Raw genomic sequence first — 24,671 nt, 5'->3', positions numbered from 1 at the left:
GCGTCCGGGAGTCCCCCGCCTGCGGGCCGCATAGCGTACTTATCCCGCCTGGCGGGCACACCTGAACCAGGCCAGCGTCTCTCCCCACAGGAAGACCACGGCCGCGACCGCGATGAGCGAGTAGCCGATGGCCCCGGCGGCGACCATAGATGTAAAGAGGTAAAACCCTTGTGTGCTGCTCCCGGCCGCCCATGCCTCAAACCCGGCGCTTGTAACCTCAGGCCCATCCCATCAGGCGGAGCGCCGAGAATGCGAGAAACCCGATCAGCGCGCTGAGCGGCAGCGTGAGGATCCACGCCGTGACGATCCGGCGCGCAACACCCCACTTCACGAACCTCGCCCCTTTGGTGACGCCGACGCCCATGATTGAGGAAGAGATGATGTGCGTCGTGCTCACGGGGATGCCCAGGAGGGAGGCCCCGATGATCGTCGCGGAGCCTGCCGTCTCCGCCGAGAACCCATGGACCGGGCGGAGCCTGGTGATTCCGTATCCCATCGTCTTCACGATCCGCCATCCCCCGAAGAATGTGCCGAGCGCGATCGCCGCGTGTGCGGCGAGGATCACCCAGAGCGGGACCGGCAGGTTGTTCGGGTCGACGCCCGCCCCGAAGTAACCGATAGAGAAGAGGAGCGGGGTGATGATCCCCATCGTCTTCTGTGCATCGTTGGTCCCGTGGCTGAAACTGTACGCCGCCGCCGACAACAGCTGCAGACGCCTGAAACGTTGATCGGCTGTATGCCGCGGGATGCCCCTGGAGAGCCGTATCACCCCGGTCATAAAGAGCAGACCGACGAGGAGCCCGACGATGGGCGAGAGGACCATGAAGAGAACGATGGTCTCGACGGTCGATATCTTGATTGCCGCAATCCCGGCTGCCGCGAGGCCGCTGCCTATCAGGCCGCCGATGAGCGCATGCGATGAGGACGTCGGGAGGCCGAAGTACCACGTGATGATGTTCCAGGCGATCGCCCCGACGAGGCCGGAGAGGATGATGAAGGGAACGACAGAGGTTTCGACGTGATCGAGGTTGATGATCTTGCTGATGGTGCTCGCGACCGCGACGCCGAACCCGAAAGCCGCGATGAAATTGAAGAACGCAGCGAATGCCACGGCGTTTCTCGGGGAGAGGACCTTCGTCGAGATGACGGTCGATATGGAGTTGGCCGAGTCGTGAAAACCGTTTGTGAAATCGAAGATGAGTGCGAGGATGATGATGCCGACGATGAGAAGCAGGGTGAGATCGAGCATGGTACCGGGTGAGTATTGGTAGTTCTGCCAGAGGATAGCATTTCACGACGTAAAGTATAGTCATATATAGAAACTCTATATTTCTGCCAGTCTTTTCAGGCGCCCGGGATAAACTATAGTGAGGATATTCTAATATAGTTACATACCCTAAAGTGTGGTTCTCGCCATACCTCCTATAGATGACACCGCGAACATGCCGCTCGCGGACGGGGATGCCGGGAACCGGCGGCACAACGCACCCCGGGCACGGTGTCGAAGACCGTAAACCTGGTCGCGGGGGACGATCGGCGGCAGGGCTAGCCACCTAACACAACCGTTATCACCGTGATGATGATCCCGACGAACGACGACCCGAACCCGTACAGCACTCTCAAGAAGATGTTCCTGTCAAGCGCCCTCATGTAGCCGATACCAAAGAGCAGGGCAATCCCCGCAAGGTTCGAGACTATCAGGGCCTGGCCGACGTCACCCATGACAGGGAACGGCAGGACGACGATCACGCCGGCCCCCGCGGAGAGGAGGAAGGTGCCGAGGATGATCGTTGCCGCCTCACGCGGAGACATCTTCTTCCGGCTCTCCACGCCGGACAGGAAGCGGGAGAGCCTCTCGTATAACTGGAGCCTGTCACCTTCGGGTATATGCCGGAGGACCGTGTCGTCGAGCTGCTCTCCGATGAGGGAGAGGGCGGACCCCCTCTGCTCCCCGGAACGCGAATATTCGATGATCCGGTTCTCCTGCCGGATGAGGTAACTCCGCTCCCAGATGTAGAACATCCCGTCCGCGATACCCCAGGCGATGCAGCAGAAGAGGGCTGTAGCGACGACTCTCCCGACGATGAGTCCGGAGATCTCCGGATAGCCCCGCAGCACGCTGGTGAAGGTCATGGCGATGATCACACCGTACATGACCTCGGCACCCGTCCAGTACCTCCCGATATAGTCTGCGAGGGGCATACGCGGTCCTTTGCCCGACAGAATACCGTCATCCGATATGAATATACTCCCGGAACCGCACGGAGCGGTGCAGTCCCGGCTCCCGGCACCGCCGCGGGCGAGCGCTTATACCATCACAGGGCGAGGAGCCTGTATGCACCGGATCATCGACTGGAACGAGCTCTGGAAGGCAATCCACGCAAGTTCGCCCGCACGTGTCGAGAAAGACCGCGATCCCGCCGCGGTCTGGAACAAACGCGCCGCCGCTTACCGGCGGGCCACCCACGGCGAGACACGGGCGACGGAGCGGGAACTCGCCGTCCTGGACCTCCGGCCGGAGGATACCGTGCTGGATATGGGTGCGGGGACGGGAAGGCTTGCCGTGCCGATTGCCCGGACCGCCGCCCACGTCACGGCTCTCGATCCCTCGGAAGGGATGCTTGCCATCCTCCGTGAGCAGATGGCCGCTGAGGGGCGGACGAACTACTCCACGGTCACGATGCGCTGGGAAGACACCGTCATCGGCAGGGATATCGAACCGCACGACGTCGCCATCGCGGCATTCTCGCTTGGCTTCTACGACCTTGCCGCCGCCCTCGAAAAACTCGACGCCGCGGCCCTCCGGGCGGTCTACCTCTTCTGGCATGCGGGTGAGTGGCGGAGCCCCGACGAGATGGCGCTGTATAAAGCGGTCTTCGGGGAGGAAGCAGCTGCCGGAAAGGGCTACCCGGACTACATCTACCCCGTCAATATCCTCCATGACGGCGGGATCTACCCGAATACCCGGATCATCCGTGCCGTCTGGGACACGGTCTATGACTCCCCCGAGGATGCCGCCCGGACCTGGGCGGCAATGCACAACCCGGAGATGGAGGACCTCTCGGCGGTCCAGGATTACTTCGCGCGGATGCTCCGCCGGACCGAGGCCGGGCAATACGTCGAGACAGCCGTCCGGCCGACCGCAGCGGTCTGGTGGGAGAAGGAGGAGAGGTAAGAGGACGGTATCCTCGCTTACCGTCCTCACTTGCGAACGAGTTGATTGATGATCGCTTCGGAGATATCGCCGGGGAATATCCTGGCTCACAGGATCGCTCCGCGATATAACCGATCGAGAGGGCAGGGTCGCCCTGTTTCTGGTCTGCGAGAGCGCTGATGTCGCCGGTTATCTCTGTAAGGTCGTTGACCATGGCCATGGTGCGGTCGGCGTCGATGAGCTCGAACGAGATCAATATACCTATTGTCGTTATGGAGTTAACTATATTAAATGTCGAAAACCAATATATTTTTTCGCATCTTCTACCTGTATAATGACAGAAAAGAGTCCATCAGGGAGCCTGAGGAGTCTGATCACGGTTGCCGTTGCCGGCATCGTTGTGGTCGTTCTGATGGCAACAGGATGTCTCGGCGATCAATCGTCCGGTGCCCCGGTATCCCCGTCGCAGCAGATCACGGTGACGGGATCGACAACGGTGCTCCCTATCGCCGAGAAAGCAAGGGAAGCGTTCGAAGCGACACAGACCTCCGCCAGCATCCTGGTGAGCGGAGGGGGCTCGAGCGTCGGGATCAAAGCCGTCGGCGAGGGCACCGCGGACATCGGCATGACCTCGCGGGACCTCAAACCCGAGGAGGTCGCAGGCTACCCCGACCTCGTCAGGCACCACATCGCCGATGATGCGATCCTTCTCATTGTCCATCCGGAGAACACCGTTAACCACCTCACGCTCGATCAGGTCCGGGGCATCTACAACGGCACCTACACGACCTGGGACCAGGTCGGCGGGTCCGCCCGGCCAATCGTTGTCGTGGGGAGAGACAGCGCATCGGGGACACGGGAGTTCTTCTCCGAGTACGTGCTCGCAAAAGAGGACTTCACCAGAATGCAGGAGGAGTTCAACTCGAACGGCGGGATTCAGCAGAAGGTCTCCCGGACCCCCGGCGCGATCGGCTACGTCGGCCTCGGCTACACCGAGGGCGTGAAGGTGCTCTTGCTGGACGTCGACGGGACCGCCGTCGAGCCCACACTCGAGAACATCACGGACGGGACGTACCCGGTCAGCCGGCCGCTCTTCATGCTGACGAACGGAGAGCCTGACGGCCTTATGCGAGAGTATCTCGACTTCATCATGAGCGCGGAAGGGCAGGAGATCGTGGCGAGCGCCGATTACATCCCGGTGCAGAGTTGATCGGGCCAACGCTCTCGATCCCCCGGAATGCTACAACGGCGGCGTGCTGATGGCGAAGAAATGCGGTACACGGGCCCGATTCCAGGACTTTCGGTGGCTGCGAGACCCCGGGGAAGGGGCCTCTTCAGCGATCGATCGACCTTCAGCTGGACCAAACAGGCGGTTTGTCGATCAGGTCACCGGCAAGCTGCTTTTTTTTGTTGCGTTATTCGCGATCGTCACCGTTCTGTTCATCATCGTCTTCCTGCTCCGCGACGGCTACCAGGTATTCTTTGAGGTCGGCATATGGAACTTCCTGGCCGGCCAGGACTGGAACCCGGCCGGCCGGCACCCGGCCTACGGGGTGCTTCCGCTCATCACCGGGACGGTCCTGGTGACGGCGCTCGCGATGGTCATCGCCGTCCCGCTGAGTATCGGGAGCGCCATCTTCATCGCGGAGATCGCCGGCCCCCGTATAAAGACGGTCGTCAAGCCGGCCATCGAGCTCCTGGCCGGCATCCCCTCCGTCGTATACGGGTTCTTCGGCCTGATCCTCCTGACCGACTGGATACGCATCGCCTTCGACCAGCCGTCGGGGTCCAGCTGGCTTGCAGGCTCGATCCTCCTCGCGATCATGGCCATACCGACGATCACGAGCGTCGCCGAGGACGCCATCAGTTCGGTCCCCCGCGAGTTCAGGGAGGGCAGCCTCGCTCTCGGAGCAAACCACTGGCAGACGATCAAGAACGTCATCGTCCCCGGTGCGCTCTCCGGTATCAGCGCGGCGGTCATCCTCGGGATGGGGCGCGCCATCGGCGAGACGATGGCGGTGCTCATGGTCACGGGGAACGCCGCCGTCATCCCGGACCCGATCTTCGACGTCTTCTCCCCCGTGCGGACGCTGACCGGGACGTTGGGTATCGAGATGGGCGAAGTCGCGTTCGGGAGCCTGCACTACCACGCGCTCTTCGGCGTCGCGGTGGTCCTGCTCCTCATTACGCTCGCCGTCAACAGCGCGGCACGGGTCGTCGTCAGCCGCATACAGGGAACACAGGGCGTGACATGGGCCGCGCCGTGCAGAACCCCGGAGACATCGGTCAGAGGGATGAAGGGCGCACTCCGGCGCAGTAGCCTGTATCGAGCGTTTACAGCGGCCCTCTCACGCACCACCCCACTCACACGCCGGCCCCAAACGAGGATCTTCCATCCGAAGACCGCACAGCGGTGTGCGTTCTTTCTGGTATCGCTCTCGGTCGCGATCGTGCTCGTGGTCCTCGGCGTGATCCTCGTTGAGATCGTCGTCAACGGGGCCGGCGCGCTCACCTGGGAGTTCCTGACCGGGTCCCCGAAAGACCTCGGGAGAGCGGGAGGGATCTTTCCCGCGATTGCCGGGACACTCTGTCTCGTGGGAGGAGCACTCGCAGTTGCTCTTCCCCTCGGGATCGCGACGGCCGTTTACCTCATCGAGTATACGGCGGAGACCCCGCTGACGCGGGGCATCCGTGCAGCGGTGGACCTGCTGAACGGAACGCCGTCGATCGTCTTCGGGCTCTTCGGCTTCGCGTTCCTCGTCCTCTTCCTGAACCTCGGGGTCTCGATGATCGCCGGGCAAATCACCCTCGGATTGATGATCCTCCCGACGATCATACGGACGACCGAAGAGTCCCTCCGGTCGATCCCGCACTCCCTCCGGGAAGGGAGCTATGCTCTCGGAGCAACGAAGTGGCAGACGATCCGGCGGGTGGTCCTCCCCCCGGCAATCCCCGGGATCCTCACCGGAGCGATCCTCTCCATCGGGCGTGCCGCAGGCGAGACGGCCCCCATCATGTTCACCGCAACGGTCTGCAGCAGCAAGTTCCTGCCCTCGTCGCTTACGGAGCCGGTGATGGCGCTCCCCTACCATCTCTTCATCCTCACGACGAGCGTCCCGGGGGCATCCACGCAGAAGTTCGGGACCGCCCTCGTGCTCCTCCTCATGGTCCTCTCGATCTACCTCGTCGCGATCCTCGTTCGGCGGCGATACCATCGGACAACGGTGATGTAAATGGACGAATCTACAATCCTTGAGACAAAGGATCTCAACCTCTGGTACGGGCAGAAACACGCCCTCGTGGAGATCTCGGTTCGCGTCCCGAGAAACAGGGTCACGGCACTCATCGGGCCTTCGGGATGCGGGAAATCAACCCTGCTCCGGTGCTGTAACCGGATGAACGACCTCATCGACTCGTCGAGGGTAACCGGAGAGATCCTGTTTGACGGGAACAATATTCACGATCCTCGTGCGGATGTCTACACGATCCGCGAGAAGATCGGCATGGTCTTCCAGAAACCCAACCCGTTCCAGAAGAGCATCTACGAGAACGTCGTCTATGGCCCCCGCATTCACGGGGTGAGCGAGAAGAAGGCGCTCGACCGTATCGCCGAGGAGAGCCTGAAGGGCGCCGCGCTCTGGGACGAGGTGAAGGACCGCCTCCACGAACCCGCGCTCGCCCTCTCGGGCGGGCAGCAGCAGAGGCTCTGCATTGCACGATGTCTTGCAGTCGGACCGGAGGTGATCCTGATGGACGAACCCTGCTCCGCCCTCGACCCCATCGCCACGGCAAAGATCGAGGACCTCATCATCCGGCTTGCCCAGCAGTATACGGTCGTCATCGTCACGCACAACATGCAGCAGGCGGCACGGGCCAGCGACTATACCGGGTTCATGTACCTGGGGAAGCTGGTGGAGTTTGATAAAACCACGAAGATCTTCGAAGATCCCGGTGAAGAACTGACGGAGAACTACATCACCGGACGGTTCGGGTAGGGAGATCCAATGGTAGAGAGATATCACACTGAACTTGCATCCTTAAAAGGGGATGTCCTCGCGATGGGCCACCTCGCGCAGGGGATGTTGCACCAGTCGCTGGAAGCGCTGAAGACCCGGGATGCGGTGGTCGTCGGATCGATCGACCGGGACAAGAAGAGGATAGCAGATTACGACCACGATATCGAGCAGAAATGCCTGAGGCTCATCGCCCTCCATCAGCCGATGGCAAAAGACCTGCGGATGATCGCAGCCTCGATGAAGGTGATCACGAACCTCTACCGCATCGGGCGCTACGGGAAAGACATCGCCATCGTTGTACCCGATCTTGCCAGGGCGCCGCACGTGGGAAACCTCGTCAGCATCCCCCATATGGGAGATCTCGTCGAGGGGATGATCGCAGATACGCTGATCGCCTTCGAACACGAAGATCTCACAGCGATAAGCGATATCAGGGACAGGGAGGTCGCCGTCGACGCCCTCAGGTACTCCGTATTCCGCGAGTGCCTCACCTACATGATGGAGGACCCAAAGAAGATCGCGCAGTGCACGAACTACGTCATGATCGCCCGGTACCTCGAACGCTGCGGGGACCACGCCTGCAAGATCGCGGAGAAGGTGCACTACATGGTGACGGGCGACCGGCTCGAGATCCGGTGAGCGGATGCCCGTTTCGAGCCTCACGATATCGAACCTCTCAAAGGCGATCGGGATGGGCGAGTGGATCGCACCTTTACAAGCCGTTTTATACCCGCAAACGAATCTTTCACCCATATGCAGGACCAGCCATACGTCGACCTCGATGCCATCGCGTGGATGGCGATGGAGCAGTACGGGTTTTTCCCGGCGTTCCCCAGGCCCGTCGTCCGGGAAGTCGGGGCTCTCCCCGAAGACACGTTTGCAGACCCCCCCGGCGATCCCCGCGACCTCCGCTCGCTCCTCTGGTCGTCGATCGACAACCACGATTCACAGGACCTCGACCAGATAGAGGTCTGCGAGCGGGGAAAGAACGGGGCGATCCGGGTCCGGGTCGCGATCGCCGACGTCGATGCGCTCGTCCCGAAGGGGTCGTGGACGGACCGGCACGCCGCCCATAACGGGACATCGGTCTACACCGGCGTCGTGACGTTCCCCATGCTCCCCGACCGCCTCTCGGCGGGCCTCTCATCGCTCCTGCCCGGCCGGGACCACATGGCGGTCGTCATCGAGTATACCGTCCTCCCCGACGGGAGCACGAAACCCGGCGGGGTCTACCGGGCAATCGTCGCGAACCACGCGAAGCTCGTCTACGAGGAGGTCGGCGACTGGCTCGCGGGAGCCGGACCCGCCCCCCGGACGGTCGCAGAGACGCCGGGGTTCGCAGAGCAGGTCCTTCTCCAGCACGAGGCCGCGACGCGGATGAAGAAGCGGCGGACGGAGCAGGGGGCGCTCGCCCTCGAGACGATCGAGGCCGAACCGGTCGTGGCCGGCGGCCGGGTCCTGGAACTCGTCGTCCAGGAGCAGAACCTCGCCCGGTGCCTCATCGAGGAGTTCATGGTCGCGGCGAACGGCAGCCTGACGGCGTTCCTCGCGGCCGCCGGTCTACCCATGATCCACCGGATCGTCCGCACCCCGAAGAACTGGCCGGGGATCGTGAGGGAGGCCGCGGAGCACGGCGAGACCCTCCCCGCAGAACCGAACGCGGAGGCGCTCACCCGGTTCCTCATCCGGCAGAAGGCGGCCGACCCCGACCGTTTCCCCGACCTCTCCCTCACGATCGTGAAGCTGATGGGGGCGGGTGAGTATGTAGCCTTCCGGCCGGGCGAGACCCCGGTCGGCCACTTCGCCCTCGCCGTAACCGACTACACCCACGGCACCGCCCCGAACCGGCGCTACGTCGACTTAATCATCCAGCGGCTGGTGAAATCAGTCATCAACGACGCGAGGTATCCTCCCTACACCCCCGAAGAACTCGACGACCTCGCCCTCCACCTCACCGACCGCGAGAAGGCCTCGCAGAAGGTCGAGCGCTTCGTCCGGAAGGCGGCGGCCGCGGTCCTTCTCCGCGACCGGATCGGGGAATCGTTTGCGGCGTTCGTCACCGGCGCCTCGGAGAAAGGGACGTATGTCCGGCTGATCGACCCGCCGGCCGAGGGAAAGGTCGTTCTCGGCGAGGAGGGGCTCAGGGTCGGCCAGAGGGTCCGGGTCCGCCTGATGGCGACGGACCCCTACCGGGGCTTCATCGACTTCGAGCATACCGGAGAAGAAAAGAGGGTTACTGGACCGGGTCCAGCTGAACAGCCATCCGGGGAACCGGGATCTCGATCCCGGCGTCCCTGAACGCCCTGACGACGTCGCGGGTCAGGTCGCCCTTTACGTCCCAGAAGTCGGGCGTCTTCGTCCATGCCCGGAGTGCGAGGTTCACCGACGAATCGGCCAGTTCCGTGACGACGACCACAGGTTGCGGCGAAGGCAGCACCGCCTCGTGGGCCTTCATCAGGTCGGTCGCGACCCGGATGGCGAGGTTGAGGTCGCTGCCGTAGGCGACCCCGACCCCGACCTCGACACGGCGGGTCTCCATGCGGGTGGAGTTGATCACCGGGCTCCCCCAGACGAGGGAGTTGGGGATGGTGATGTAGGTGTTGTCGGGCTTCAGGAGCTCGGTCGCCATAATGCCGACCGCGGAGACCGTTCCGGAGATGCCGTTGACCTCGACGAACTCACCCTTATCGATGGGGCGGAGGGCCGCCACCCAGACCCCGGCAGCGAGGTTGGTGATGGTGTCCTGGAGACCGAAGCCGAGGATGAGCCCGATCACCGCCGAGAGGCCGAGCACCACGGACGAGATATCAATCCCGACCGCTGAGAGGACGACGAGGACAAGGATCACGTAGAGCAGGATCGAGAAGAACCGGACGAGGAACTCGGCGACCAGGGCGGGCAGGTGCGACGCGCGGGAGAGTGCCTTCTTGAAAGAAGCGATGAGCACTTTCACCGCGATCCACCCGGTCACGGCGACGATCACGGCGAAAACGACGTTTTCGAGCGTGATGTCGGCGAGTGGAATGGTGGTGGTATTGAGTGTGCCTATGATATCCATGCATAGAAACGTGGGGCGGAATAACAGATAAATGGGGCACGCCCGATAGCGGAGCAGGGGAAGTGCGTCACGGCGATGGTGCGAATGCCCGGCCTGCCGGGGCGGGCCGGACACGACCTTGGGCGGACCCCCCATCCTCCGGGAAAGGGCGGGGCCACCGTGATCACGCCCGGTGGGCAGGAACCCCCGTTCTAGTAGCCGAGCGGCTGGCGGATCAGGATGAGGGTAGTCCTCCCCGGAGCATCTTCCCTGTCGAGGATCACGTGCCTGCCGATATAACTCCCGACGCCGTAGGTGCGCTGCGCACGCTGGTTCTCCAGCGGCAGGCAGTACTCCCGGCACCGCCGGAGCCCCTCGTCGACGGTCGGCATGATCTTGTTTGTCCCCGAGACGAGGATGAGATGGGCCGCCGCGTGAGGCCACGCCCCCATCCGGCTCCCGGTTTTGTCGCACCCGACGATCTCGCCGGACTCGGCAATCGCCTGCACCCCGGAGAGGAAGTAGTCGGCAGTCACGCTCTTCCTGCGGAGCTCGTGCCGCTTCTCCGTATCGTTCTCGGCCGTGATGATCGCGTGGTAGTCCCGCCACCCTTTCGGGTTCTCCTTGAGCACCCGGTCAAACCCCATCTCGACCAGGGTCGTCGAGTAGCCGTTCATGACCTCAGCCCCTTCGGGGAGCAGGTTGACGAGAGCCCCGAGCGCCTCCTCCGCGGTATCCACAGGGATCACCCTGACGTTCCGTGCCTCGATAGCTGCAACCGTCTTCTGGATCGTTGCGTCGTCCGGCATCCGGTTCCACCGTTCCACATCCACCCCGGCATCCTTCATCAGGTTCGCCGCACTGTACTCCGTGGGTTTTGTCATCTGCTGACCTGTACTATCTGCCATCGGATCACCGTGGGGACGGGGGGACGTCATCCCACATATACCTCTGGGTCGGGTCGCGCAGGACGGTTATCCAGGGCGTTGCAGAGAACCACCCGGAAGGCTCGTGAACTCTGCGGCCGCGTCAATACCACGTCTTCTCCATGAGCACCCGGCCGTCCTCACGGAACCTGACCCCCTCCATCTCAAGCAGCCTCCGTTTCATGTCGAGGCCTGCCTGGAACCCGCCCAGCCGCCCGTCCGATCGCAGGGCACGGTGGCAGGGGATGACGAGGGGGAACGGGTTCCGGGCGAGCGCGCTGCCGACCGCCCGCGAAGCGCCGGGATTCCCGATATGCCGGGCAATACGCCCGTAGGTGCTGACATGCCCCCGGGGAATGCCGTACTCGGTGAGGAGGACCCGCCGCTGGAAGGGCGGACAGCGGTCAAGGTCGAGGAGATCGATCTCGAACCGCACGTCGTGACCGCGGAGGAACGACTGTATCGCGGCGATCAGCGCCCGGACGGCTTCGTCGCGGGGCTCCCCGACGGGCGTGACGCCCTCGTCCACTACCGCGCCGGCGTGCGGGTCGCCGGGGAGGAAAATCTGCCGAATCTTCGATCCGGATGCGGACGAGACCCATACGAGGCGGACCTGACCGAACGCCGTCGTGATCCCGGTGACCATCGGCACCGCCGTGTCGGGAGGAGGATCCATAACCAGAGTGAACCGCTGTCCGTATTAATCTCTGAGGAGAGGTCGGGATGAGGGCCGGAGACCCGGAACCGATGAGCGCGGTGGAGCGGGCGCGGGAATCGGCCTGTTTGGACCCTCCCGTGACCGTGGGGCGGCCTCAGGGAGAGCATCGGTACCGGCACAGCAAAGGATTTAGGTCCGCGTATAGACTGATAGCAGATGTTCGAACAACTGGGGTCGATCGTCGATCTCATCATACACTTCGATGATTTCCTGCCGCTTGTTATAGAGGAGTACGGGACATTCGTGTACTTCTTCCTCTTCCTCATCATCTTCCTCGAGACGGGGGTCGTCGTCACCCCCTACCTGCCGGGCGACTCGCTCCTCTTCCTTGTAGGCGCAATCGCCGCACAGGGGGGCCTCAACATTCTCTCCGTCCTCGTCCTCCTGATCGTCGCGGCGATCGCGGGAGACACCGTGAACTACTGGATCGGGCGATCGTTCGGCTCCCGGTTCCTCTCACGGGGGATCCCGTTCATCAAAGAGCACCATATCGCAAAGACCGAGTCGTACTTCAAGAGATACGGCGGGAGGACCATCGTCATAGCCAGGTTCGCCCCGTTCGTCAGGACCCTGGCACCGTTCCTTGCGGGTACAGGAAAGATGGACTACTCCAGGTTCATCCAGTTCAACGCAGCCGGAGGAGTGCTGTGGGTATCGAGTTTTATCTTCGCAGGGTTTCTCTTCGGGAACGTTCCCTTCATCTCCGAGAACTTCAGCCTCGTCGTGTTTGCAATCATCGCAGTCTCGATGGTCGGCGTGGGCTCCATGATCTTGCCAAGCGGCTCTGACACCCTCCTGAGAGGATTTTCCCCTTTCAGGGCGTTCAGACCGCCGGCAGTCCATGGGCAGATGGAGAACGCACCGTTTCAACGAAGAAGATAATACCGACGTCTTTTTGAGGGGGCCCGCCGCACGAAAGGGTATGAAAAGATACCATCTCGTCGGCACGGTCTGCCTTCTCGCGCTCCTCGCAGTCCTCGTGACCGGGTGCAGCAGCCCGGGCGTCCGGGAGGTCGCGGAGGAGAACACGACCACCGAGGACCTTGCAGCCTTCGTCCGGGAAGCCGCAGCCTACGCGGAGACCGCCGGTAAGGATGCCGCGCTCGCCGAGTTCGGGAACGCTTCCGGCCGGTTCTCACTGGGAGACTTCTACGTGTATGCCTGCGACTACAATGGGACGCTCCTTGCGCACCCCTACGGGAGCGAAGCGGTCGGGACCGACCGGGGCAACTGGACCGATCTCCGGGGTCTGCCGGTGATCCGTATCGGTGCCGCTAGGGCGGCAGACGGCGGAGGGTTCATCGCCTACCTCTACCCGGCACCGGAGAACGGAACCGTCAATGAATCGGCAGGGGAGGCGTATCTCCCGAAGCTCGGCTACGTCGCCCCCGCCGGGGAGGGATGGTGGATCGGGTCGGGTGTTTACCTCTCCGAAACCGCCGGAACCGGCCGGGAACGGTACCCGGAGGCTGTATCGGCGATGGTCGACCTCGTCGAGCGCGGCGCCGCCTACGGCCGCAACCACGAAAAGGCGACGGCGTTTGCCGAGATCTCGAACCAGACCGGGAGCCTCGTCGACCCGGCGGGCCACTACCTCTACGCCTACGACTACAACGGGACACTCCTCGCCCATCCCTACCTCCAGGCCGCGGTCGGGAGCAGCCTGATAGAGCGGCAGGACCCCTTCGGGATGAAGAACATCCGGGCGCTCAGGGATACCGCACGCGACGGCGGGGGATTCATCGTCTTCGTCTGGCCGAACCCCGATAAGGAGAACCGTGAAGAACTGAAGATCGGCTACGTCCTCCCGGTCGATGAAGACTGGTGGGTCGGGTCGGGCGTCTATCTCTTCGAGGTAACCGGGACGGATGCAGCCCTCCCCTCCCCGGCCCCCTGAAGAATACCCTTTTTCCGTGAGTCACACCGTTCCCGCGCCCGGGGGACCGCACCTCTCGTATCGGCAAGGGTTACGCCGGGGACCGGTCCCTCTACCGCCTCAACCGTCCCCGGTAGCGAGGGGAGCCGGTCGCGGGCAGGATATCGTGCTGTTCCCCGGATCAGGGGGAGGCATTCCAGATATCCCACATATTCTTCCAGCCGTCCGCCGTGCGTTTCCACATGACGACGAACTTGATCTTCTGCTCGGCAGGCGTCCCGCCCGGGGGGCGGACCCTGAGGATGCCCGTTCCCCGCTCGTGTGCATAATCGCCGCTTCTGGAGAGTTCGATCGTGGTTAACTCCGCCTCCTGCACACCCGAGGCCATGACGGTCCTCCAGAACTCCTCGATCGCACCCTTCCCCTCGACCACGGGGGCATCCGGGGGGAAGACCACGGCGTCCCCGGCATAGATGGATGCCGTTATCGAGGCGTCGCCCTTCCGGAACCCCTCGGAGAATCTCCTGTTATTCGCATCGATTGCCTTCCTTGCTTCGTCATCAACCATATTCCATCCCCCTGGAACGTCGTTCACAACCGGGCCCACAGGGACCGCCGGTGTATTTAATGGTATCCGGGGGCTGCACGCCCTCCTGGAAAGAGGGGTCGGGAAACCCCGGCGGGCGTCCAGCGGGGCCCTCCGGGACAGGAACCCGCGAAGCCGGCCGCCATCATTATCCCCCCTGCCGCTACCCGCCAGAAATACCTTTAAGGGCCTTATCGCAGAGGGGGGTCCGATGAAGATAGTTGCCTTTAACGGAAGCCCCCGTGCGGAGCAAAGCAACACGCACGTCATGGTCGAGGCATTCCTCGCCGGGGCACAGGGTGCGGGAGCAGAGGTCGAGAATATATTCCTCGCCGAAAAGAGACTCGGGTACTGCCTGGGCTGCTTCTCCTGCTGGTCAAAGACCCCCGGGACCTGCATCCAGGCCGACGGGATGGAGGAACTGCTGGAGAAGTACCTCTCCGCCGACGTGGCGGTCTTCGCCACGCCGCTCCATAACGACAACGTCTCGGTGCTCACGAAGAACTTCATCGACCGTCTCCTGCCGGCCGGCGACCCCCACTTCGAGAGGGACGAGGTAGGCGAGGTCCGCCACGTCCGGGGAGCAAGACCGGCCCCGAAATTCGTCATGATCGCAAACTGCGGGTTCCCCGAACAGAGCCATTTCCAGGTCCTGCGCCTCCTCACCCGGAGAATGGCGAGGAACTACCACACGGAGTTCGTCGGGGAGATCTACCGGGGGATGGGGAGCCTGCTCCAGGAAGAAGAACTACGGCCGCTCATCGATGCCTACCGGGGCCTGCTCGGGATGGCCGGTGCAGAGGTCGTGATTAACGGGCGGATCTCTCCAGAGACCGGCCAACGCCTCGAAGAGCCCCTGATCCCGGCGCCGGACTACGTCGATATCTTCCTTTCAAACGTGAACGCCTACATGGAAGAAGGCATCGCGGCGAACCGGAGGGCATAGCCCCAGCCGGGGCGGGAGAAAAAGGGTTCAGGGGGTCGGTGCGGCCTCCGCGACCGCCTCTTCCTCCATGGCCTCGCTGTCCCAGACCATGGGGCTCTTCATCTCGGTCATGATCACCCGTGAACCGGCGGGGACCCGGATCGCGTCGCCGATATCCTCGGGGGCCCCTGCCCAGACGACCTGGTGTTTGACGTCCCCGTCGGGCAGCAACACCACGACGCTGTAGGTGTTCATACCCTCCTCAGGGGTACCCTCGCCCTCGCCCGGCGTCACCCGGTAGCAGGTGAACTTGACCGGTCCCGATTCCTCTCCCATGCTCTCTTCTGCTCCGCCTTTCATTCCACATACCTCCATCATCCGGAGTGCGGCAGGGGCCAGGGTTCCGGACGGCCTCGACAGCAATGCAGAGGCCGTATCCTCGACCGCCGGGGTCCCCGCCTCACCCCGGAGAGCCACCCCCTCTGGAGCACCCTCTAATAATAACTTACCCCCGGCATGCACCCTGCCCGGGAGCGGGGCGGTCGGCATCGGCGCCGGGGCTATCTGCCGGTATAGAGACAGCAAAAAGCCGATCGGAAAAATGTTCTGCCGTGAGAGCCGGGAAAACCCGCTCTCACGCAATATGGAGGTACTCTTCGACCAGTTCCCGTATCGCTTCGTTGTTGCCGTAGAGCCTCTCGCTCAGCCCCCGGTCATCGAACGCCTTCAGCGAGGCGATCCGGCTCTCGATCATCCCCGTCGGGAAGATCCCGTCCGCTTCAAAGATCGCCCGCTTTGCCTCGAGGGCTTCAGCGGACTCGACGCACGAGGCGGGGAGCTGCCTGAATGTGGCAAGCCGTTCCCTGAACTCAGGCCGGAAGATGTTGCCGCTGACGTAGAGCTGCTCGGCCATCTCGAGCGCGGCGGGCATCTCGATTCCGCGGAGCGCCGCCACGACGAGACCGGCGACGATCAGGTAGGGATTGGCCGACCCGTCGGCGACCCGGTACTCGAACGTCTGCTTGGAGGGGCGCTCTTCCGCGCAGGAATCTTCGCAGGGGTTGGCGTCACGGGTCATGTTCCCGGCACCGACCCAGCCGAGGGGGACGCGGACCACGACCGAACGGTTGCGGTCGCCCCAGCAGATCGTCGTCGGCGCCTCCTGGTGGGGGACGAGCCGGAGGTAGGAGGTCGGGATGGTGTTCCCGAACGCCGTCAGGGCGTCGGAAGCATCAAGGATGCCGGCGATCATCTTCCGGGCAAGCGGGCTTAATCCGCCGCCTTCGACCAGCAGGTTCCGGCCGTCCTTCTCGACGAGCATGTGGAAGTGCATCCCGCTCCCGGCCTTGCCGACGGTGATCTTCGGGGCGAAGCTGATCTCGACGCCGTACTGGTAGCCGAGCATCCGCAGGACCCACTTGGCGACGATCACCTGCTCGACCGCCTGCTCCACAGGCATCGGGAGGAACTCGATCTCGTGCTGCTCGTAGTAGGCGTCTCCGGCAAAGAAGCACCCGACCTCGGAGTGGCCGTACTTGATCCTGCCGCCGGCGCGGGCGACGAGGCGCATTGCTTCGTCACGCAGGTCTGCGAACTTGACGAAGGGTTCGGCCGAGTGATAGCCCTTCTGGTCGCGGCCGGGATAGAGGTCCTCTTTGGGGCTGATGACGTAATACTCAAGTTCGCCGAGGGTCTTGAAGGTGCACCCGGTCCGACGGGTGAATTCCTGGTCTGCTTTCCGGAGCACGTATTCGGGAGAACTCTCCAGCGGCTTCCCGTCGTTGTCGTAGAACGAGCAGAGGAGTTCCAGTGTCGGCACCTCGGTAAAGGGGTTTACGAACGCCGTACGGTACCGGGGAATTACGTAAAGGTCGCTGCTTCCTGCCTCGATGAACGAGAAGAGGTTGCTGCCGTCGACACGCTCGCCGTCCGAGAGGATGGTATCGAGGTGCTCCATTGAGGAGATGACGAAGTTGAGGGTCTTGAGCTTGCCATCTTCGGCGGCGTACCGGAAGTTGACCATCTGAATGCCGTTTTCCGCACAAAAACGGATGATATCTTCCCTGGTAAACTCCGCCGGATCTTTCTTGAGATAACGAACCAGATCGTTGGGGTTCATCAGGATCTCGGAATCTCTCATATTTTCCTAACGTTGGCTTCGACCGTATAAAAGCGTGCTCTCCGCTCCGCATCCGACCGGAGAGGGGGACCGGACCCCGGGCCGCAGGAAAGGCGTTCGCCCGCTCCAGGCGGGACGATAGGCTCCGGTTGCCCGGCGGGATGACGGATGGGCCATGAGAATCTATTCATCTCCCCCTGCGCGACGGATAACGGCGCTGTTTCTCGACCTGACCGGAATCTCCGGTCATCGATCTGCCCGGTCAACCCTCCCGGAACGGTTCCAGGATATCGGCGGTGGGTCATCGGCGACCGGCGTCCTCGGGAGGGTGGGGCTTTCTGCATCGTCCCCGATACCGGCCATCTCCGCAAGCACCGAGAGGCCGAGCCGGGCGTTCCTCACGGCATACTGAAACGAGACGTGGTCGACGGTGTCGTCCGGGGTATGGGCCGAACCGTGCCCCTCGCAGTGGGTCATCACAGCCGGATAGCCCCGGTCCTGGAAGGGCAGATGGTCCGAGGCGCAGGTGTTATTGTTCACCGTCAGGGTGAAGTTCGTCGCGTAGAGGGTATTGTAGTCCGTCATGAGTGCCGCGATATCCGAGGAGTTCTCGTCGCACATGATGTCGAGGACGGAACGGTTCAGGGGGTCGTAGCAGGCCGAGTCGTAGTTGAGGTAGAGTACGACCGGGACTGATGCGTCCGCCGTGTTCCCGGCATAGTCGGTGCTGCCGTACCGCCCGTTCTCTTCGGCGTTCCAGAACGCGAACTGCACCGTTCGGTCAAACGAGTGCCTGCTCATCACCTCCGCGAGTTCCAGGACGATCGCAACGCCGCACCCGTTGTCGGTAGCCCCGGGTGCACGGGCGGGGTCCGACGACCTGCTGTCGTAGTGCGCCCCCACCACGACAACCTCATCGGAGGTAGTATTCTTCCCGGGGAGCGTGGCGATGACGTTCCTGAGATCACCCCCCTGGAACTCCACCTCGATACCGGGGATGCCGTCAAGTCTCGCGGCGAGGTACTCGCCTGCCTCCCGGTTCCCCGGGGTGCCGAAGACCCGGGTCGAGATCTCCTGCAGGTCATATGTCGTCTCCTGAAGGTCGGATTCGTTGACTTCCGTGAGCATTGCGGCGATGGCGGGGTTCTGCTCTCCGGTAGCACCTGCCGCGGCGGCGACGAGGAGCGCCGTGCCGACGAGCAGCAGGACGGAGATGAGCGTCTTCCGGGGGCGGCGGGTATGCTGTTGGGTGTCCCTGCGGCACGCTGAATCATGTTTCATGAATAATCACATAGAAGGCGCCGCATCTGGAGTAGAGACTGATATACTTTTCCGGGGGCGGCGGGAGGGGGGGTGGGCTCCGGCAGGTCCGGGGCCAGGTATATATTGCATGCCGGAGACTGATCTCCGGACCCGACCAGGGGTGAGGAAACCCACGGGGAGCGCACCATGCCCGACCGACCATCAGCAGGCGACGGGTCGACCCTCTTACGGTGGATGCGGCTTGAGATCGGCAAGATCAACGACGGCGTCGTTGCGGAGCGAAAGCGCCTCTCCCTGCTCCTCTCAGAGGAGCACCCCTCGGCCGTCACGAAGGGCGGGACCCGGTACGACTTCGATCAAGACGTCCTCCTCCGGCTGGAGCAGGCCCTCCCGGGGAGGCTGCAGAGGCGGCTCCGGCTTCCGATCCTCTTTTATTTCGGCTCCAGGGTCCCGGACAGTTTTTTCCTCGCGGATGAGACTGCGGTGCAGGCCCTCCAGTGCCTGCAGGAGATCAGTCCTCTCCGGAGGATGCAGGGTGGGAGGCTCTGGATGGCAAAACCCCTCGTATACGCCATCAAGAACAGGTACCCGACGGCCGTGCAGATCGTGATGGGATAGAGGGGCGGTCGTACATCAAAAAGGGGAGATATCCTCCCCGCGATCAGCCGCGATGTCCATCTGCCGGACCACTGGTGGGTGGCCGACGATGGGGTACGCGGCAGGCGAAGTGCTCCACGACCCATACTCCATGTGCCGGATCTCACCTGCCGGCGAAGCCGAAGACAGCGGATCCTGTGTTCCGACGACGATGCAGGCTATCAACCCGCCAATGACCAGGGCCTGAATGACAACGGTCAATACTATGGCCATCTTCTGCTGCTGGATCTCGATCACCTCGCCGACACGGTCGCGGGGATCACATATAAATTTTGCTAATAATATACTATTGTGTAATATATTGTAATACAAATATACAATAGATGCAACAGCGGGTGACCGTGCGCCCGGCGTCCCGGATCGCATGCAGACGGCTGCAGGGCAGCCCGGGTGCCGCGGGCGGCCGCACCCCGGCCGTCAACCCGAGCGGCCCGGGTCCTGTTTCGTCCCGAAGGCTCGCCGGACCCGGTCAAGCACCGGACGGGAGACCTCATCCATCTGCCGGTCGAAGTAGTCCACCCACTCCGCGACGATCGCGAGCTTCCTCTGCTGGTTATCGAGCCGTTCCTGCAGGCAGTCAATGGTCTCCCGCCACCGGTCGGTCTCCTCTCTCCGCTGCTCCTCTATCCGTTCGAGTTCAGCCGTCATCTGTGCTATGCGGCGTTCCTGGCGGGCCAGCGTCTCCTGCATCACCCGGAGGTCGAGCACCACCTCGGGCGGGAGGGGGACGCCGACCCGGTCGACCGCAACTGCGGGCTCCTCCGGCGCAGCGGGCCTCCTGCCGGATTTGACCTCCGTGGTGACTTCTTCGGGAGTGAGACCCTTCCCGGAGAGTTCCACGAGTTCCCGGACAATCCCGACCGTCTTCTGCGGGAAGAGCCTGACCGGGCCGATGGTCCGGTAGGTGAAGAGGCTGTCGTAGGTCTGGATGAGTATCCGGACATCTCGTTCGGAGAGCCCGGTGAGGTGCGCAATATCGCCGATCTTGAGTTCCTTCTCGCTCATGATGCTGCCCCTTACAACTTCGGGGTCCAAGGGGTGCAAGAAAGCCCCCGGCTTGAGCCGTGGGATGAATTGCACCCCTGGTAAGTTCCATTTTCACCCCGCGCGGGGTATCTTTTTGTCATAGTGGACACCATTGTTCTCTGTGTTGGGTGGGGCACACCCGAATCTACGCTTGTGGAGATCAGGACCACTACACCCCTAATTCTGGCGGTGCAAGTCCCGATCGATGAAGCAAGAATCTCCCGGCTTGAGCCGTGGGAGAGTGTCAACATACGTTTGTCGCCATCAGATATAGGAGCGTGCCGGATCGCGGGGTTTTTCTCGCTGCCGTCCGATTACTGGTACATGGACCGGGGAGGGACGGGGAGAGTCCCGGCCGGCACGACCGTCGTCCGGAAGGCGGTGCGGTCGGCCCGCCTCCAGGTGCGGCCTGACGGGACCCTGCGGGTGGTTGCCCCCCCGTCATTCGACGTCGCGGGGTTCCTGCAACGCAACACGGCCTGGATCGAGGAGCGGCGCGAGGAGTTCGACCGGCTGGCCGCCGAAGGGTGCGGGAGGGAGGAGATGCTCCTCCTGCACGGGAGGTTCTACCACCTGATACCGGGGACCCGGTTTGTGGTCGACGATACGCGCGGTACGATCACCTGCCCGCCCGGCACCGCTCTCCGGAGAAGCCTTACCCGGATGCTGAGGGAGGAGGTTGCAGACCACCTGAAGACTTGCACGGACCCGGCAGGGTGGAGGCCGAAGATCGCGGTGAAGTTGCAGCGAACCCGGTGGGGGAGTTGCTCGACGCTCGGCAACATCAACATCAACCTGCGGGTCATAGCCCTCCCCGGCTCCTTGCGGGAGTATGTCGTCGTCCATGAGGCAGCCCACCTCCTTGAGCCGAACCACTCAAAAAGGTTCTGGCATCTCGTCGGCGGCCGTTACCCGGGATACCGGGAGGCGGAGGCCGAACTGCGGCGTTACTGGGTCATTCTCGAACGAAACCGGGTCTGGGGTTCGATCCGCGATGCGACTTGAGGGAGACGATATCAAGAGTACTTCCGCCAGAACATGGAGAGTTTTCTCGACTCCGCCCACCGCTCGTCGAGCTGATCGATGATACCGTTGATTCGTTGCACCTGCTGCCGGATCTTCTCCGTCGTCGCGGCATCGTCGATCAACTCGGCCCGCCCCATGATCGCCTGGAGCGGGTTCCGGATATGGTCGGCGAGGAGGGCGAACTGCTCCATGTTCCGCTCGACCTGGCTGTAGGCCTTCGACTTCAAGTCTTCAACCTCCCTCTGAGCGGTGATATCCCGGGAAACGGTGATGATCCGCCCGACATTGCCCTGCTCGAAGATGGGGATCAGCATCTCCCGGATGACCACGATCCGGTCGTCGAATCTGAGGGCCCGCTCCGATGTCAGCGGCCGTCCGGTTCGTATGACCCGTTCGTACTGCTGCCTCGCGGCGGGCGGGAGGAACGGCAGCGCGACAAACAGGTTCTTCCCTACGACATCCGTCGCGAGGCCGAGTTCTTCGCACCAGGCGACGAAGGCGTCGTTTGCGAGGAGGAGGGTGAGATCGGTATCGACGACGGTGACGGTATCGGTGATGGCGTCGAGGACGACCTGATAGAGGTCTTCTGACTCCCGGAAGACGTACTCGGACTGCTTCCGATCGAGCGCGCTCGCGATGATCTGGACGGCAGCGGAGAGGAGTGCGACATCCTCGTCTGCGAACCCGGGCCCGCCGGTGCTCCGGTCGAACCCGACAAACCCGACGACCGCCCGTTGCAGGTGGAGCGGGATCAGCAGCGTCGCGGCAACACCGTGCCGCTTCAGGAACTCGCGCTCCTCCCTGCGCGGCCGTCCTTCCCGGGACGTTCCGTCCACAAGAACGGTCTCGCCCTCGAGGATCCGGACGACCCACCAGGGGAGGTCGCGCGCAAAGAGGGTCTGGAACTCCCCCCGCCGGGACTCCCGCTCCGGCCGGCACCACTCGTGCGTTGTACCGACGAGCGTCCTGGCGTCGTTGAAGAGGGAGAAAGAGGCCCTGCATGCCCCGCACGCACGGCCGAGGTCCTCAAGCGAGGTGTCGATGGCCGGATCGAGCCCCGCAGGATCCACAAAACGTGCCGGCATCGAAGCGACGGTCCGCGCGAGGCTGCGGGGGTGACCGGGGGCATCCTCTGCCTTTCGTTGCGCGGTGACGTCCATGCAGGAGACGAGGAGCCAGAGATCGGCGGCACGGGGGCCGGGGACGGTGTTGACCGAGAGCCGGGCGCCAAAGAGTGACGAGTCTCTTCGCCGGGCGGTAACTGTCCCGCTCCACTGCCCGGCGGAGAGAGCACAGCCGATACAGTCCGGCCCCTCGCCCCCGGCAAGCCAGAGGAAGTCTACCGGCTGTCCGATCACGTCCTGCAGGTCGTAACCCCACATGGCAAGCAACGAAGCGTTGGCAAAGACGATACGCCCCTCTCGATCGGCGATGCAGGTTCCGGCTAACGATGTCTCGACCACCTGCCGCAGCACCGTGGCAGGAATCTCCGGGCTGCCGACAGCGTTCGCTCTCTCCCGACAATCCAGATCGTCATCGTGCTGCCCTGAAAGTTCTCCGTTCAGCGAACGGTTCGCCGTGTATGGAACCATACTCGTATCGTCCCCGGGCTGTAGAGCCGAGCCGTCTCCTGCCGCCTTCTGGGTCCTGACCCGGATGATCAATCCTCCGGGCCGCATATATAGTTTCTGTTTATGCCGGACATCGACTTCGGCGCGCGGGAGACCATCCGCCCCCGTCGGCATCCGGAACACAGGATCACGCGGCTCCTCTCCGGGATCAGGCATTCGTCTCGTGCCTGTGCCGGTAACTCCGGTAGGTCACCAGGAGCGCGGCGCCGATCAGGAGGAAGACGGCGAGCGAGACCCAGAGCCCGGCCCCTGCCGGGATGAGGTTCACGATGTAGTCGATACCGAGAGCGATGGCAAAACTGCCGATGATGCCGCCGATGGTGATGCAGGAGAGGACCTCGGTCTTCGTCATCCCGAGCATTCTTCCGACGATAGAACCGACGAGGCTCCCCGACCCGTCGAAGGGGAGGCTCACGAAGGCGATGAGACCGACGAAGTAGAGCCGTTCAAGCCACGGCCGCCGGTCCAGGAACGTCCTGCCCGCCTCCATGAACCGGCGGATCCAGGGCCCGGCGTAGGGGATGCGCAGGACCAGCGGAAAGTTCCAGGCCATGAAGAGTCCGCCGGCGAAGTCCAGGAACGCCAGGGAGAACGCGACCAGCCACCAGGGGAGCCCGAGAAGGATGCCGACCGGGATGATCGTCTCCCGGCCGAGCGGCGGGACGACGTAGGCGACCATCATCCCGAAGAGCAAGAGCCACTGCTCCGCCGGAAGGAGGAGCCGTACAACGGCAAGAAAGGCTCCGCAGAGCAGGAACGGGACCGAGATCTTCAGCCAGTTCGTTCGGTCGTCGGCGTCGCCCCATCCATCGGTCTGCCGCATGAACCGCCGTCACCTGCGGGAGGGTGCCCGCGCTTCCCGGGTCATCACTCCCTCTCGCCGGTGGGGCGGGAAAGAGAGCGGGTCTTCAAGATACACTCGACTATCTTCGATGAACTGGCAAGCGGGCCGGGATATCCGGGTATCCGGACGACATCCGCGTCGAGTCCGCGGTCACGGAGCCTCTGCCGGAGGCTCTCCTCATCGAAATGCTGGTTAAACCCGAGCGTGATGATATCGGGCCGGAACTCCTCGATCGGCCGAAACATATCATGGAGGTCACCGAGGAGCGCATGGTCGACCGGCCGTAACGCCCGGACCATCCGGAGCCGCTGCTCCTCCGGGAGGATCGGCTGCGGCTTATGCTTTACGTTTGCATCCCGCGCCACGATCACGACGAGTTCGTCGCCGAGTCTCCGCGACTCTTCAAGGTAGTAGAGGTGCCCGGGGTGGAGGATATCAAATGTCCCCGTTGCGACCACGCGGATCACTCGACCACCTCGAGGTGTGTCGCGCGGCCGTCCGCCCGGTAGCACCGCCAGTCCCTCATCGTGTAGGGATACCCGACAATGATGTGGTACCGGCCCACCGTGGGGAAGAACCTGAGATCCGCCGACGACGGCGAGAGGACGCCGTTCGGGTGACTATGGGCGCTGCCGGCCTGGTGGGTATCCAGCGGGAGCATATCGACGAAGAACGAGGCGCTCTCCTCCCCGACGATAGTCCCGGGCACCAGGTCGAGGTCCCGGATGATGCCGTCCTGTTCCCGCAACACGGCAACGAACTCATCCGGATAGTGTTCCTTGCCAAGTTCGAGGAGCATCGCAAGTAGATCCCTGCTGATCCCACGTATGACCATTCTCCTGAATAGTTGGGGAGAAGGGGACATAA

General features: G+C 63.2%; 26 protein-coding genes. 11 read left to right on the top strand and 15 right to left on the bottom strand.

Annotated elements, in window-relative coordinates; all coding sequences use genetic code 11:
- Positions 1 to 217: 217 nt before the first annotated feature.
- The gene (locus tag BRA49_RS04285; protein ID WP_292383823.1) at positions 218 to 1,249 is read right to left on the bottom strand and encodes an inorganic phosphate transporter; all 1,032 of its coding nucleotides are present in this window, start codon (positions 1,247 to 1,249) and stop codon (positions 218 to 220) included.
- Between the two features lie 296 nt (positions 1,250 to 1,545).
- On the bottom strand, positions 1,546 to 2,202 hold the full coding sequence (locus BRA49_RS04280; RefSeq protein ID WP_292383822.1) for a hypothetical protein: 657 nt from the start codon (positions 2,200 to 2,202) through the stop codon (positions 1,546 to 1,548).
- A 133-nt stretch (positions 2,203 to 2,335) separates the two neighbouring features.
- Here BRA49_RS04280 and BRA49_RS04275 point away from each other — a divergent pair, with 133 nt between their 5' ends.
- The 6 genes from BRA49_RS04275 (at position 2,336) to BRA49_RS04250 (ending at position 9,468) form a co-directional block, all read left to right on the top strand.
- Positions 2,336 to 3,175 carry a class I SAM-dependent methyltransferase gene (locus BRA49_RS04275; protein WP_292383820.1) on the top strand — a complete coding sequence of 280 codons (840 nt, stop codon included), beginning with the start codon at positions 2,336 to 2,338 and terminating at the stop codon, positions 3,173 to 3,175.
- A gap of 313 nt (positions 3,176 to 3,488) precedes the next feature.
- Entirely contained in the window at positions 3,489 to 4,364 is an 876-nt protein-coding gene (locus BRA49_RS04270) for a phosphate ABC transporter substrate-binding protein (RefSeq protein WP_292383818.1), read from the top strand.
- A 49-nt stretch (positions 4,365 to 4,413) separates the two neighbouring features.
- The gene (pstC, locus tag BRA49_RS04265; protein ID WP_292383816.1) at positions 4,414 to 6,387 is read left to right on the top strand and encodes a phosphate ABC transporter permease subunit PstC; all 1,974 of its coding nucleotides are present in this window, start codon (positions 4,414 to 4,416) and stop codon (positions 6,385 to 6,387) included.
- Positions 6,388 to 7,149 carry a phosphate ABC transporter ATP-binding protein PstB gene (gene pstB, locus BRA49_RS04260; protein ID WP_292383815.1) on the top strand — a complete coding sequence of 254 codons (762 nt, stop codon included), beginning with the start codon at positions 6,388 to 6,390 and terminating at the stop codon, positions 7,147 to 7,149.
- Positions 7,150 to 7,158: 9 nt separating this feature from the next.
- Positions 7,159 to 7,809 carry a phosphate signaling complex protein PhoU gene (gene phoU / locus BRA49_RS04255; protein ID WP_292383814.1) on the top strand — a complete coding sequence of 217 codons (651 nt, stop codon included), beginning with the start codon at positions 7,159 to 7,161 and terminating at the stop codon, positions 7,807 to 7,809.
- 114 nt (positions 7,810 to 7,923) lie between these two features.
- Complete coding sequence (locus tag BRA49_RS04250; RefSeq protein ID WP_292383812.1) at positions 7,924 to 9,468, top strand: RNB domain-containing ribonuclease; 1,545 nt, start codon at positions 7,924 to 7,926, stop codon at positions 9,466 to 9,468.
- Here the strand turns inward: BRA49_RS04250 and BRA49_RS04245 are convergent.
- The 3 genes from BRA49_RS04245 to BRA49_RS04235 form a co-directional block, all read right to left on the bottom strand.
- Complete coding sequence (locus tag BRA49_RS04245; protein ID WP_292383810.1) at positions 9,404 to 10,228, bottom strand: mechanosensitive ion channel family protein; 825 nt, start codon at positions 10,226 to 10,228, stop codon at positions 9,404 to 9,406. The genes BRA49_RS04250 and BRA49_RS04245 overlap by 65 nt on opposite strands.
- Before the next feature lie 191 nt (positions 10,229 to 10,419).
- Positions 10,420 to 11,115, bottom strand: a complete 696-nt coding sequence (locus BRA49_RS04240; protein WP_292383808.1) for a lactate utilization protein — start codon at positions 11,113 to 11,115, stop codon at positions 10,420 to 10,422.
- A 121-nt stretch (positions 11,116 to 11,236) separates the two neighbouring features.
- Complete coding sequence (locus BRA49_RS04235; RefSeq protein WP_292383807.1) at positions 11,237 to 11,809, bottom strand: methylated-DNA--[protein]-cysteine S-methyltransferase; 573 nt, start codon at positions 11,807 to 11,809, stop codon at positions 11,237 to 11,239.
- A gap of 198 nt (positions 11,810 to 12,007) precedes the next feature.
- On the opposite strand from BRA49_RS04235, the gene BRA49_RS04230 reads away from it, so the two are divergent.
- Positions 12,008 to 12,733 (top strand): VTT domain-containing protein, encoded by a 726-nt coding sequence (locus BRA49_RS04230; RefSeq protein WP_292383805.1) that lies wholly within the window; start codon positions 12,008 to 12,010, stop codon positions 12,731 to 12,733.
- Positions 12,734 to 12,773: 40 nt separating this feature from the next.
- Complete coding sequence (locus tag BRA49_RS04225; protein ID WP_292383803.1) at positions 12,774 to 13,748, top strand: cache domain-containing protein; 975 nt, start codon at positions 12,774 to 12,776, stop codon at positions 13,746 to 13,748.
- A gap of 160 nt (positions 13,749 to 13,908) precedes the next feature.
- Here the strand turns inward: BRA49_RS04225 and BRA49_RS04220 are convergent, their stop codons facing one another.
- On the bottom strand, positions 13,909 to 14,295 hold the full coding sequence (locus BRA49_RS04220; protein ID WP_292383801.1) for a YybH family protein: 387 nt from the start codon (positions 14,293 to 14,295) through the stop codon (positions 13,909 to 13,911).
- Between the two features lie 229 nt (positions 14,296 to 14,524).
- On the opposite strand from BRA49_RS04220, the gene BRA49_RS04215 reads away from it, so the two are divergent.
- Positions 14,525 to 15,259, top strand: a complete 735-nt coding sequence (locus BRA49_RS04215) for a flavodoxin family protein (protein WP_292383798.1) — start codon at positions 14,525 to 14,527, stop codon at positions 15,257 to 15,259.
- Positions 15,260 to 15,286: 27 nt separating this feature from the next.
- Here the strand turns inward: BRA49_RS04215 and BRA49_RS04210 are convergent, their stop codons facing one another.
- The 3 genes from BRA49_RS04210 to BRA49_RS04200 all read right to left on the bottom strand — a co-directional run bounded on the left by BRA49_RS04210 (position 15,287) and on the right by BRA49_RS04200 (position 18,638).
- On the bottom strand, positions 15,287 to 15,598 hold the full coding sequence (locus tag BRA49_RS04210; protein WP_292383797.1) for a hypothetical protein: 312 nt from the start codon (positions 15,596 to 15,598) through the stop codon (positions 15,287 to 15,289).
- A 274-nt stretch (positions 15,599 to 15,872) separates the two neighbouring features.
- Positions 15,873 to 17,378: a glutamine synthetase family protein gene (locus BRA49_RS04205; protein ID WP_292383796.1), complete on the bottom strand. Its 1,506-nt coding sequence runs from the start codon at positions 17,376 to 17,378 to the stop codon at positions 15,873 to 15,875.
- A 225-nt stretch (positions 17,379 to 17,603) separates the two neighbouring features.
- Positions 17,604 to 18,638 carry a M28 family metallopeptidase gene (locus BRA49_RS04200; protein WP_292383794.1) on the bottom strand — a complete coding sequence of 345 codons (1,035 nt, stop codon included), beginning with the start codon at positions 18,636 to 18,638 and terminating at the stop codon, positions 17,604 to 17,606.
- A 168-nt stretch (positions 18,639 to 18,806) separates the two neighbouring features.
- On the opposite strand from BRA49_RS04200, the gene BRA49_RS04195 reads away from it, so the two are divergent.
- Positions 18,807 to 19,238 (top strand): DUF61 family protein, encoded by a 432-nt coding sequence (locus tag BRA49_RS04195; RefSeq protein ID WP_292383792.1) that lies wholly within the window; start codon positions 18,807 to 18,809, stop codon positions 19,236 to 19,238.
- A gap of 15 nt (positions 19,239 to 19,253) precedes the next feature.
- On the opposite strand, the gene BRA49_RS04190 is transcribed toward BRA49_RS04195, so the two are convergent.
- Positions 19,254 to 19,514, bottom strand: coding sequence for a hypothetical protein (locus BRA49_RS04190; RefSeq protein ID WP_292383791.1), 261 nt, complete (start codon positions 19,512 to 19,514; stop codon positions 19,254 to 19,256).
- A 180-nt stretch (positions 19,515 to 19,694) separates the two neighbouring features.
- Positions 19,695 to 20,282 (bottom strand): hypothetical protein, encoded by a 588-nt coding sequence (locus BRA49_RS04185; protein WP_292383790.1) that lies wholly within the window; start codon positions 20,280 to 20,282, stop codon positions 19,695 to 19,697.
- 276 nt (positions 20,283 to 20,558) lie between these two features.
- Between BRA49_RS04185 and BRA49_RS04180 the strand changes: the two genes are divergently transcribed.
- The gene (locus BRA49_RS04180) at positions 20,559 to 21,308 is read left to right on the top strand and encodes a M48 family metallopeptidase (protein ID WP_292383788.1); all 750 of its coding nucleotides are present in this window, start codon (positions 20,559 to 20,561) and stop codon (positions 21,306 to 21,308) included.
- 11 nt (positions 21,309 to 21,319) lie between these two features.
- On the opposite strand, the gene BRA49_RS04175 is transcribed toward BRA49_RS04180, so the two are convergent.
- The 4 genes from BRA49_RS04175 to BRA49_RS04160 form a co-directional block, all read right to left on the bottom strand.
- A complete protein-coding gene (locus BRA49_RS04175) occupies positions 21,320 to 22,921 on the bottom strand; it encodes a PAS domain-containing protein (RefSeq protein ID WP_292383787.1) in 1,602 nt (533 codons plus the stop codon).
- A gap of 187 nt (positions 22,922 to 23,108) precedes the next feature.
- Entirely contained in the window at positions 23,109 to 23,783 is a 675-nt protein-coding gene (locus BRA49_RS04170; RefSeq protein ID WP_292383785.1) for a small multi-drug export protein, read from the bottom strand.
- A gap of 44 nt (positions 23,784 to 23,827) precedes the next feature.
- Positions 23,828 to 24,271, bottom strand: a complete 444-nt coding sequence (locus BRA49_RS04165; RefSeq protein ID WP_292383783.1) for an FAD synthase — start codon at positions 24,269 to 24,271, stop codon at positions 23,828 to 23,830.
- Positions 24,268 to 24,639: a Mov34/MPN/PAD-1 family protein gene (locus tag BRA49_RS04160; protein WP_292383781.1), complete on the bottom strand. Its 372-nt coding sequence runs from the start codon at positions 24,637 to 24,639 to the stop codon at positions 24,268 to 24,270. Before BRA49_RS04160 ends, BRA49_RS04165 begins: the two co-directional genes overlap by 4 nt.
- Positions 24,640 to 24,671: the final 32 nt, after the last annotated feature.

Source organism: Methanoculleus sp. UBA430 (assembly GCF_002506585.1).
Taxonomy (GTDB): Archaea; Halobacteriota; Methanomicrobia; order Methanomicrobiales; family Methanoculleaceae; genus Methanoculleus.
Note: the sequence above shows the minus strand (reverse complement) of the source record. Positions and strands in the feature narration are given on the sequence as shown.

Bases quoted from the DNA above. Each gene is read 5' to 3' on its own strand.
- phoU (WP_292383814.1), top strand. From the start codon at position 7,159: ATGGTAGAGAGATATCACACTGAACTTGCATCCTTAAAAGGGGATGTC.
- BRA49_RS04240 (WP_292383808.1), bottom strand. From the start codon at position 11,115: ATGGCAGATAGTACAGGTCAGCAGATGACAAAACCCACGGAGTACAGT.
- BRA49_RS04270 (WP_292383818.1), top strand. From the start codon at position 3,489: ATGACAGAAAAGAGTCCATCAGGGAGCCTGAGGAGTCTGATCACGGTT.
- BRA49_RS04210 (WP_292383797.1), bottom strand. From the start codon at position 15,598: ATGAAAGGCGGAGCAGAAGAGAGCATGGGAGAGGAATCGGGACCGGTC.
- BRA49_RS04225 (WP_292383803.1), top strand. From the start codon at position 12,774: ATGAAAAGATACCATCTCGTCGGCACGGTCTGCCTTCTCGCGCTCCTC.
- pstC (WP_292383816.1), top strand. From the start codon at position 4,414: ATGGCGAAGAAATGCGGTACACGGGCCCGATTCCAGGACTTTCGGTGG.
- BRA49_RS04205 (WP_292383796.1), bottom strand. From the start codon at position 17,378: ATGAGAGATTCCGAGATCCTGATGAACCCCAACGATCTGGTTCGTTAT.
- BRA49_RS04235 (WP_292383807.1), bottom strand. From the start codon at position 11,809: ATGGATCCTCCTCCCGACACGGCGGTGCCGATGGTCACCGGGATCACG.
- BRA49_RS04195 (WP_292383792.1), top strand. From the start codon at position 18,807: ATGCCCGACCGACCATCAGCAGGCGACGGGTCGACCCTCTTACGGTGG.
- BRA49_RS04185 (WP_292383790.1), bottom strand. From the start codon at position 20,282: ATGAGCGAGAAGGAACTCAAGATCGGCGATATTGCGCACCTCACCGGG.
- BRA49_RS04220 (WP_292383801.1), bottom strand. From the start codon at position 14,295: ATGGTTGATGACGAAGCAAGGAAGGCAATCGATGCGAATAACAGGAGA.
- BRA49_RS04230 (WP_292383805.1), top strand. From the start codon at position 12,008: ATGTTCGAACAACTGGGGTCGATCGTCGATCTCATCATACACTTCGAT.
- BRA49_RS04215 (WP_292383798.1), top strand. From the start codon at position 14,525: ATGAAGATAGTTGCCTTTAACGGAAGCCCCCGTGCGGAGCAAAGCAAC.
- BRA49_RS04160 (WP_292383781.1), bottom strand. From the start codon at position 24,639: ATGGTCATACGTGGGATCAGCAGGGATCTACTTGCGATGCTCCTCGAA.
- BRA49_RS04245 (WP_292383810.1), bottom strand. From the start codon at position 10,228: ATGGATATCATAGGCACACTCAATACCACCACCATTCCACTCGCCGAC.
- BRA49_RS04280 (WP_292383822.1), bottom strand. From the start codon at position 2,202: ATGCCCCTCGCAGACTATATCGGGAGGTACTGGACGGGTGCCGAGGTC.
- pstB (WP_292383815.1), top strand. From the start codon at position 6,388: ATGGACGAATCTACAATCCTTGAGACAAAGGATCTCAACCTCTGGTAC.
- BRA49_RS04200 (WP_292383794.1), bottom strand. From the start codon at position 18,638: ATGAAACATGATTCAGCGTGCCGCAGGGACACCCAACAGCATACCCGC.
- BRA49_RS04250 (WP_292383812.1), top strand. From the start codon at position 7,924: ATGCAGGACCAGCCATACGTCGACCTCGATGCCATCGCGTGGATGGCG.
- BRA49_RS04275 (WP_292383820.1), top strand. From the start codon at position 2,336: ATGCACCGGATCATCGACTGGAACGAGCTCTGGAAGGCAATCCACGCA.
- BRA49_RS04170 (WP_292383785.1), bottom strand. From the start codon at position 23,783: ATGCGGCAGACCGATGGATGGGGCGACGCCGACGACCGAACGAACTGG.
- BRA49_RS04285 (WP_292383823.1), bottom strand. From the start codon at position 1,249: ATGCTCGATCTCACCCTGCTTCTCATCGTCGGCATCATCATCCTCGCA.
- BRA49_RS04175 (WP_292383787.1), bottom strand. From the start codon at position 22,921: ATGGTTCCATACACGGCGAACCGTTCGCTGAACGGAGAACTTTCAGGG.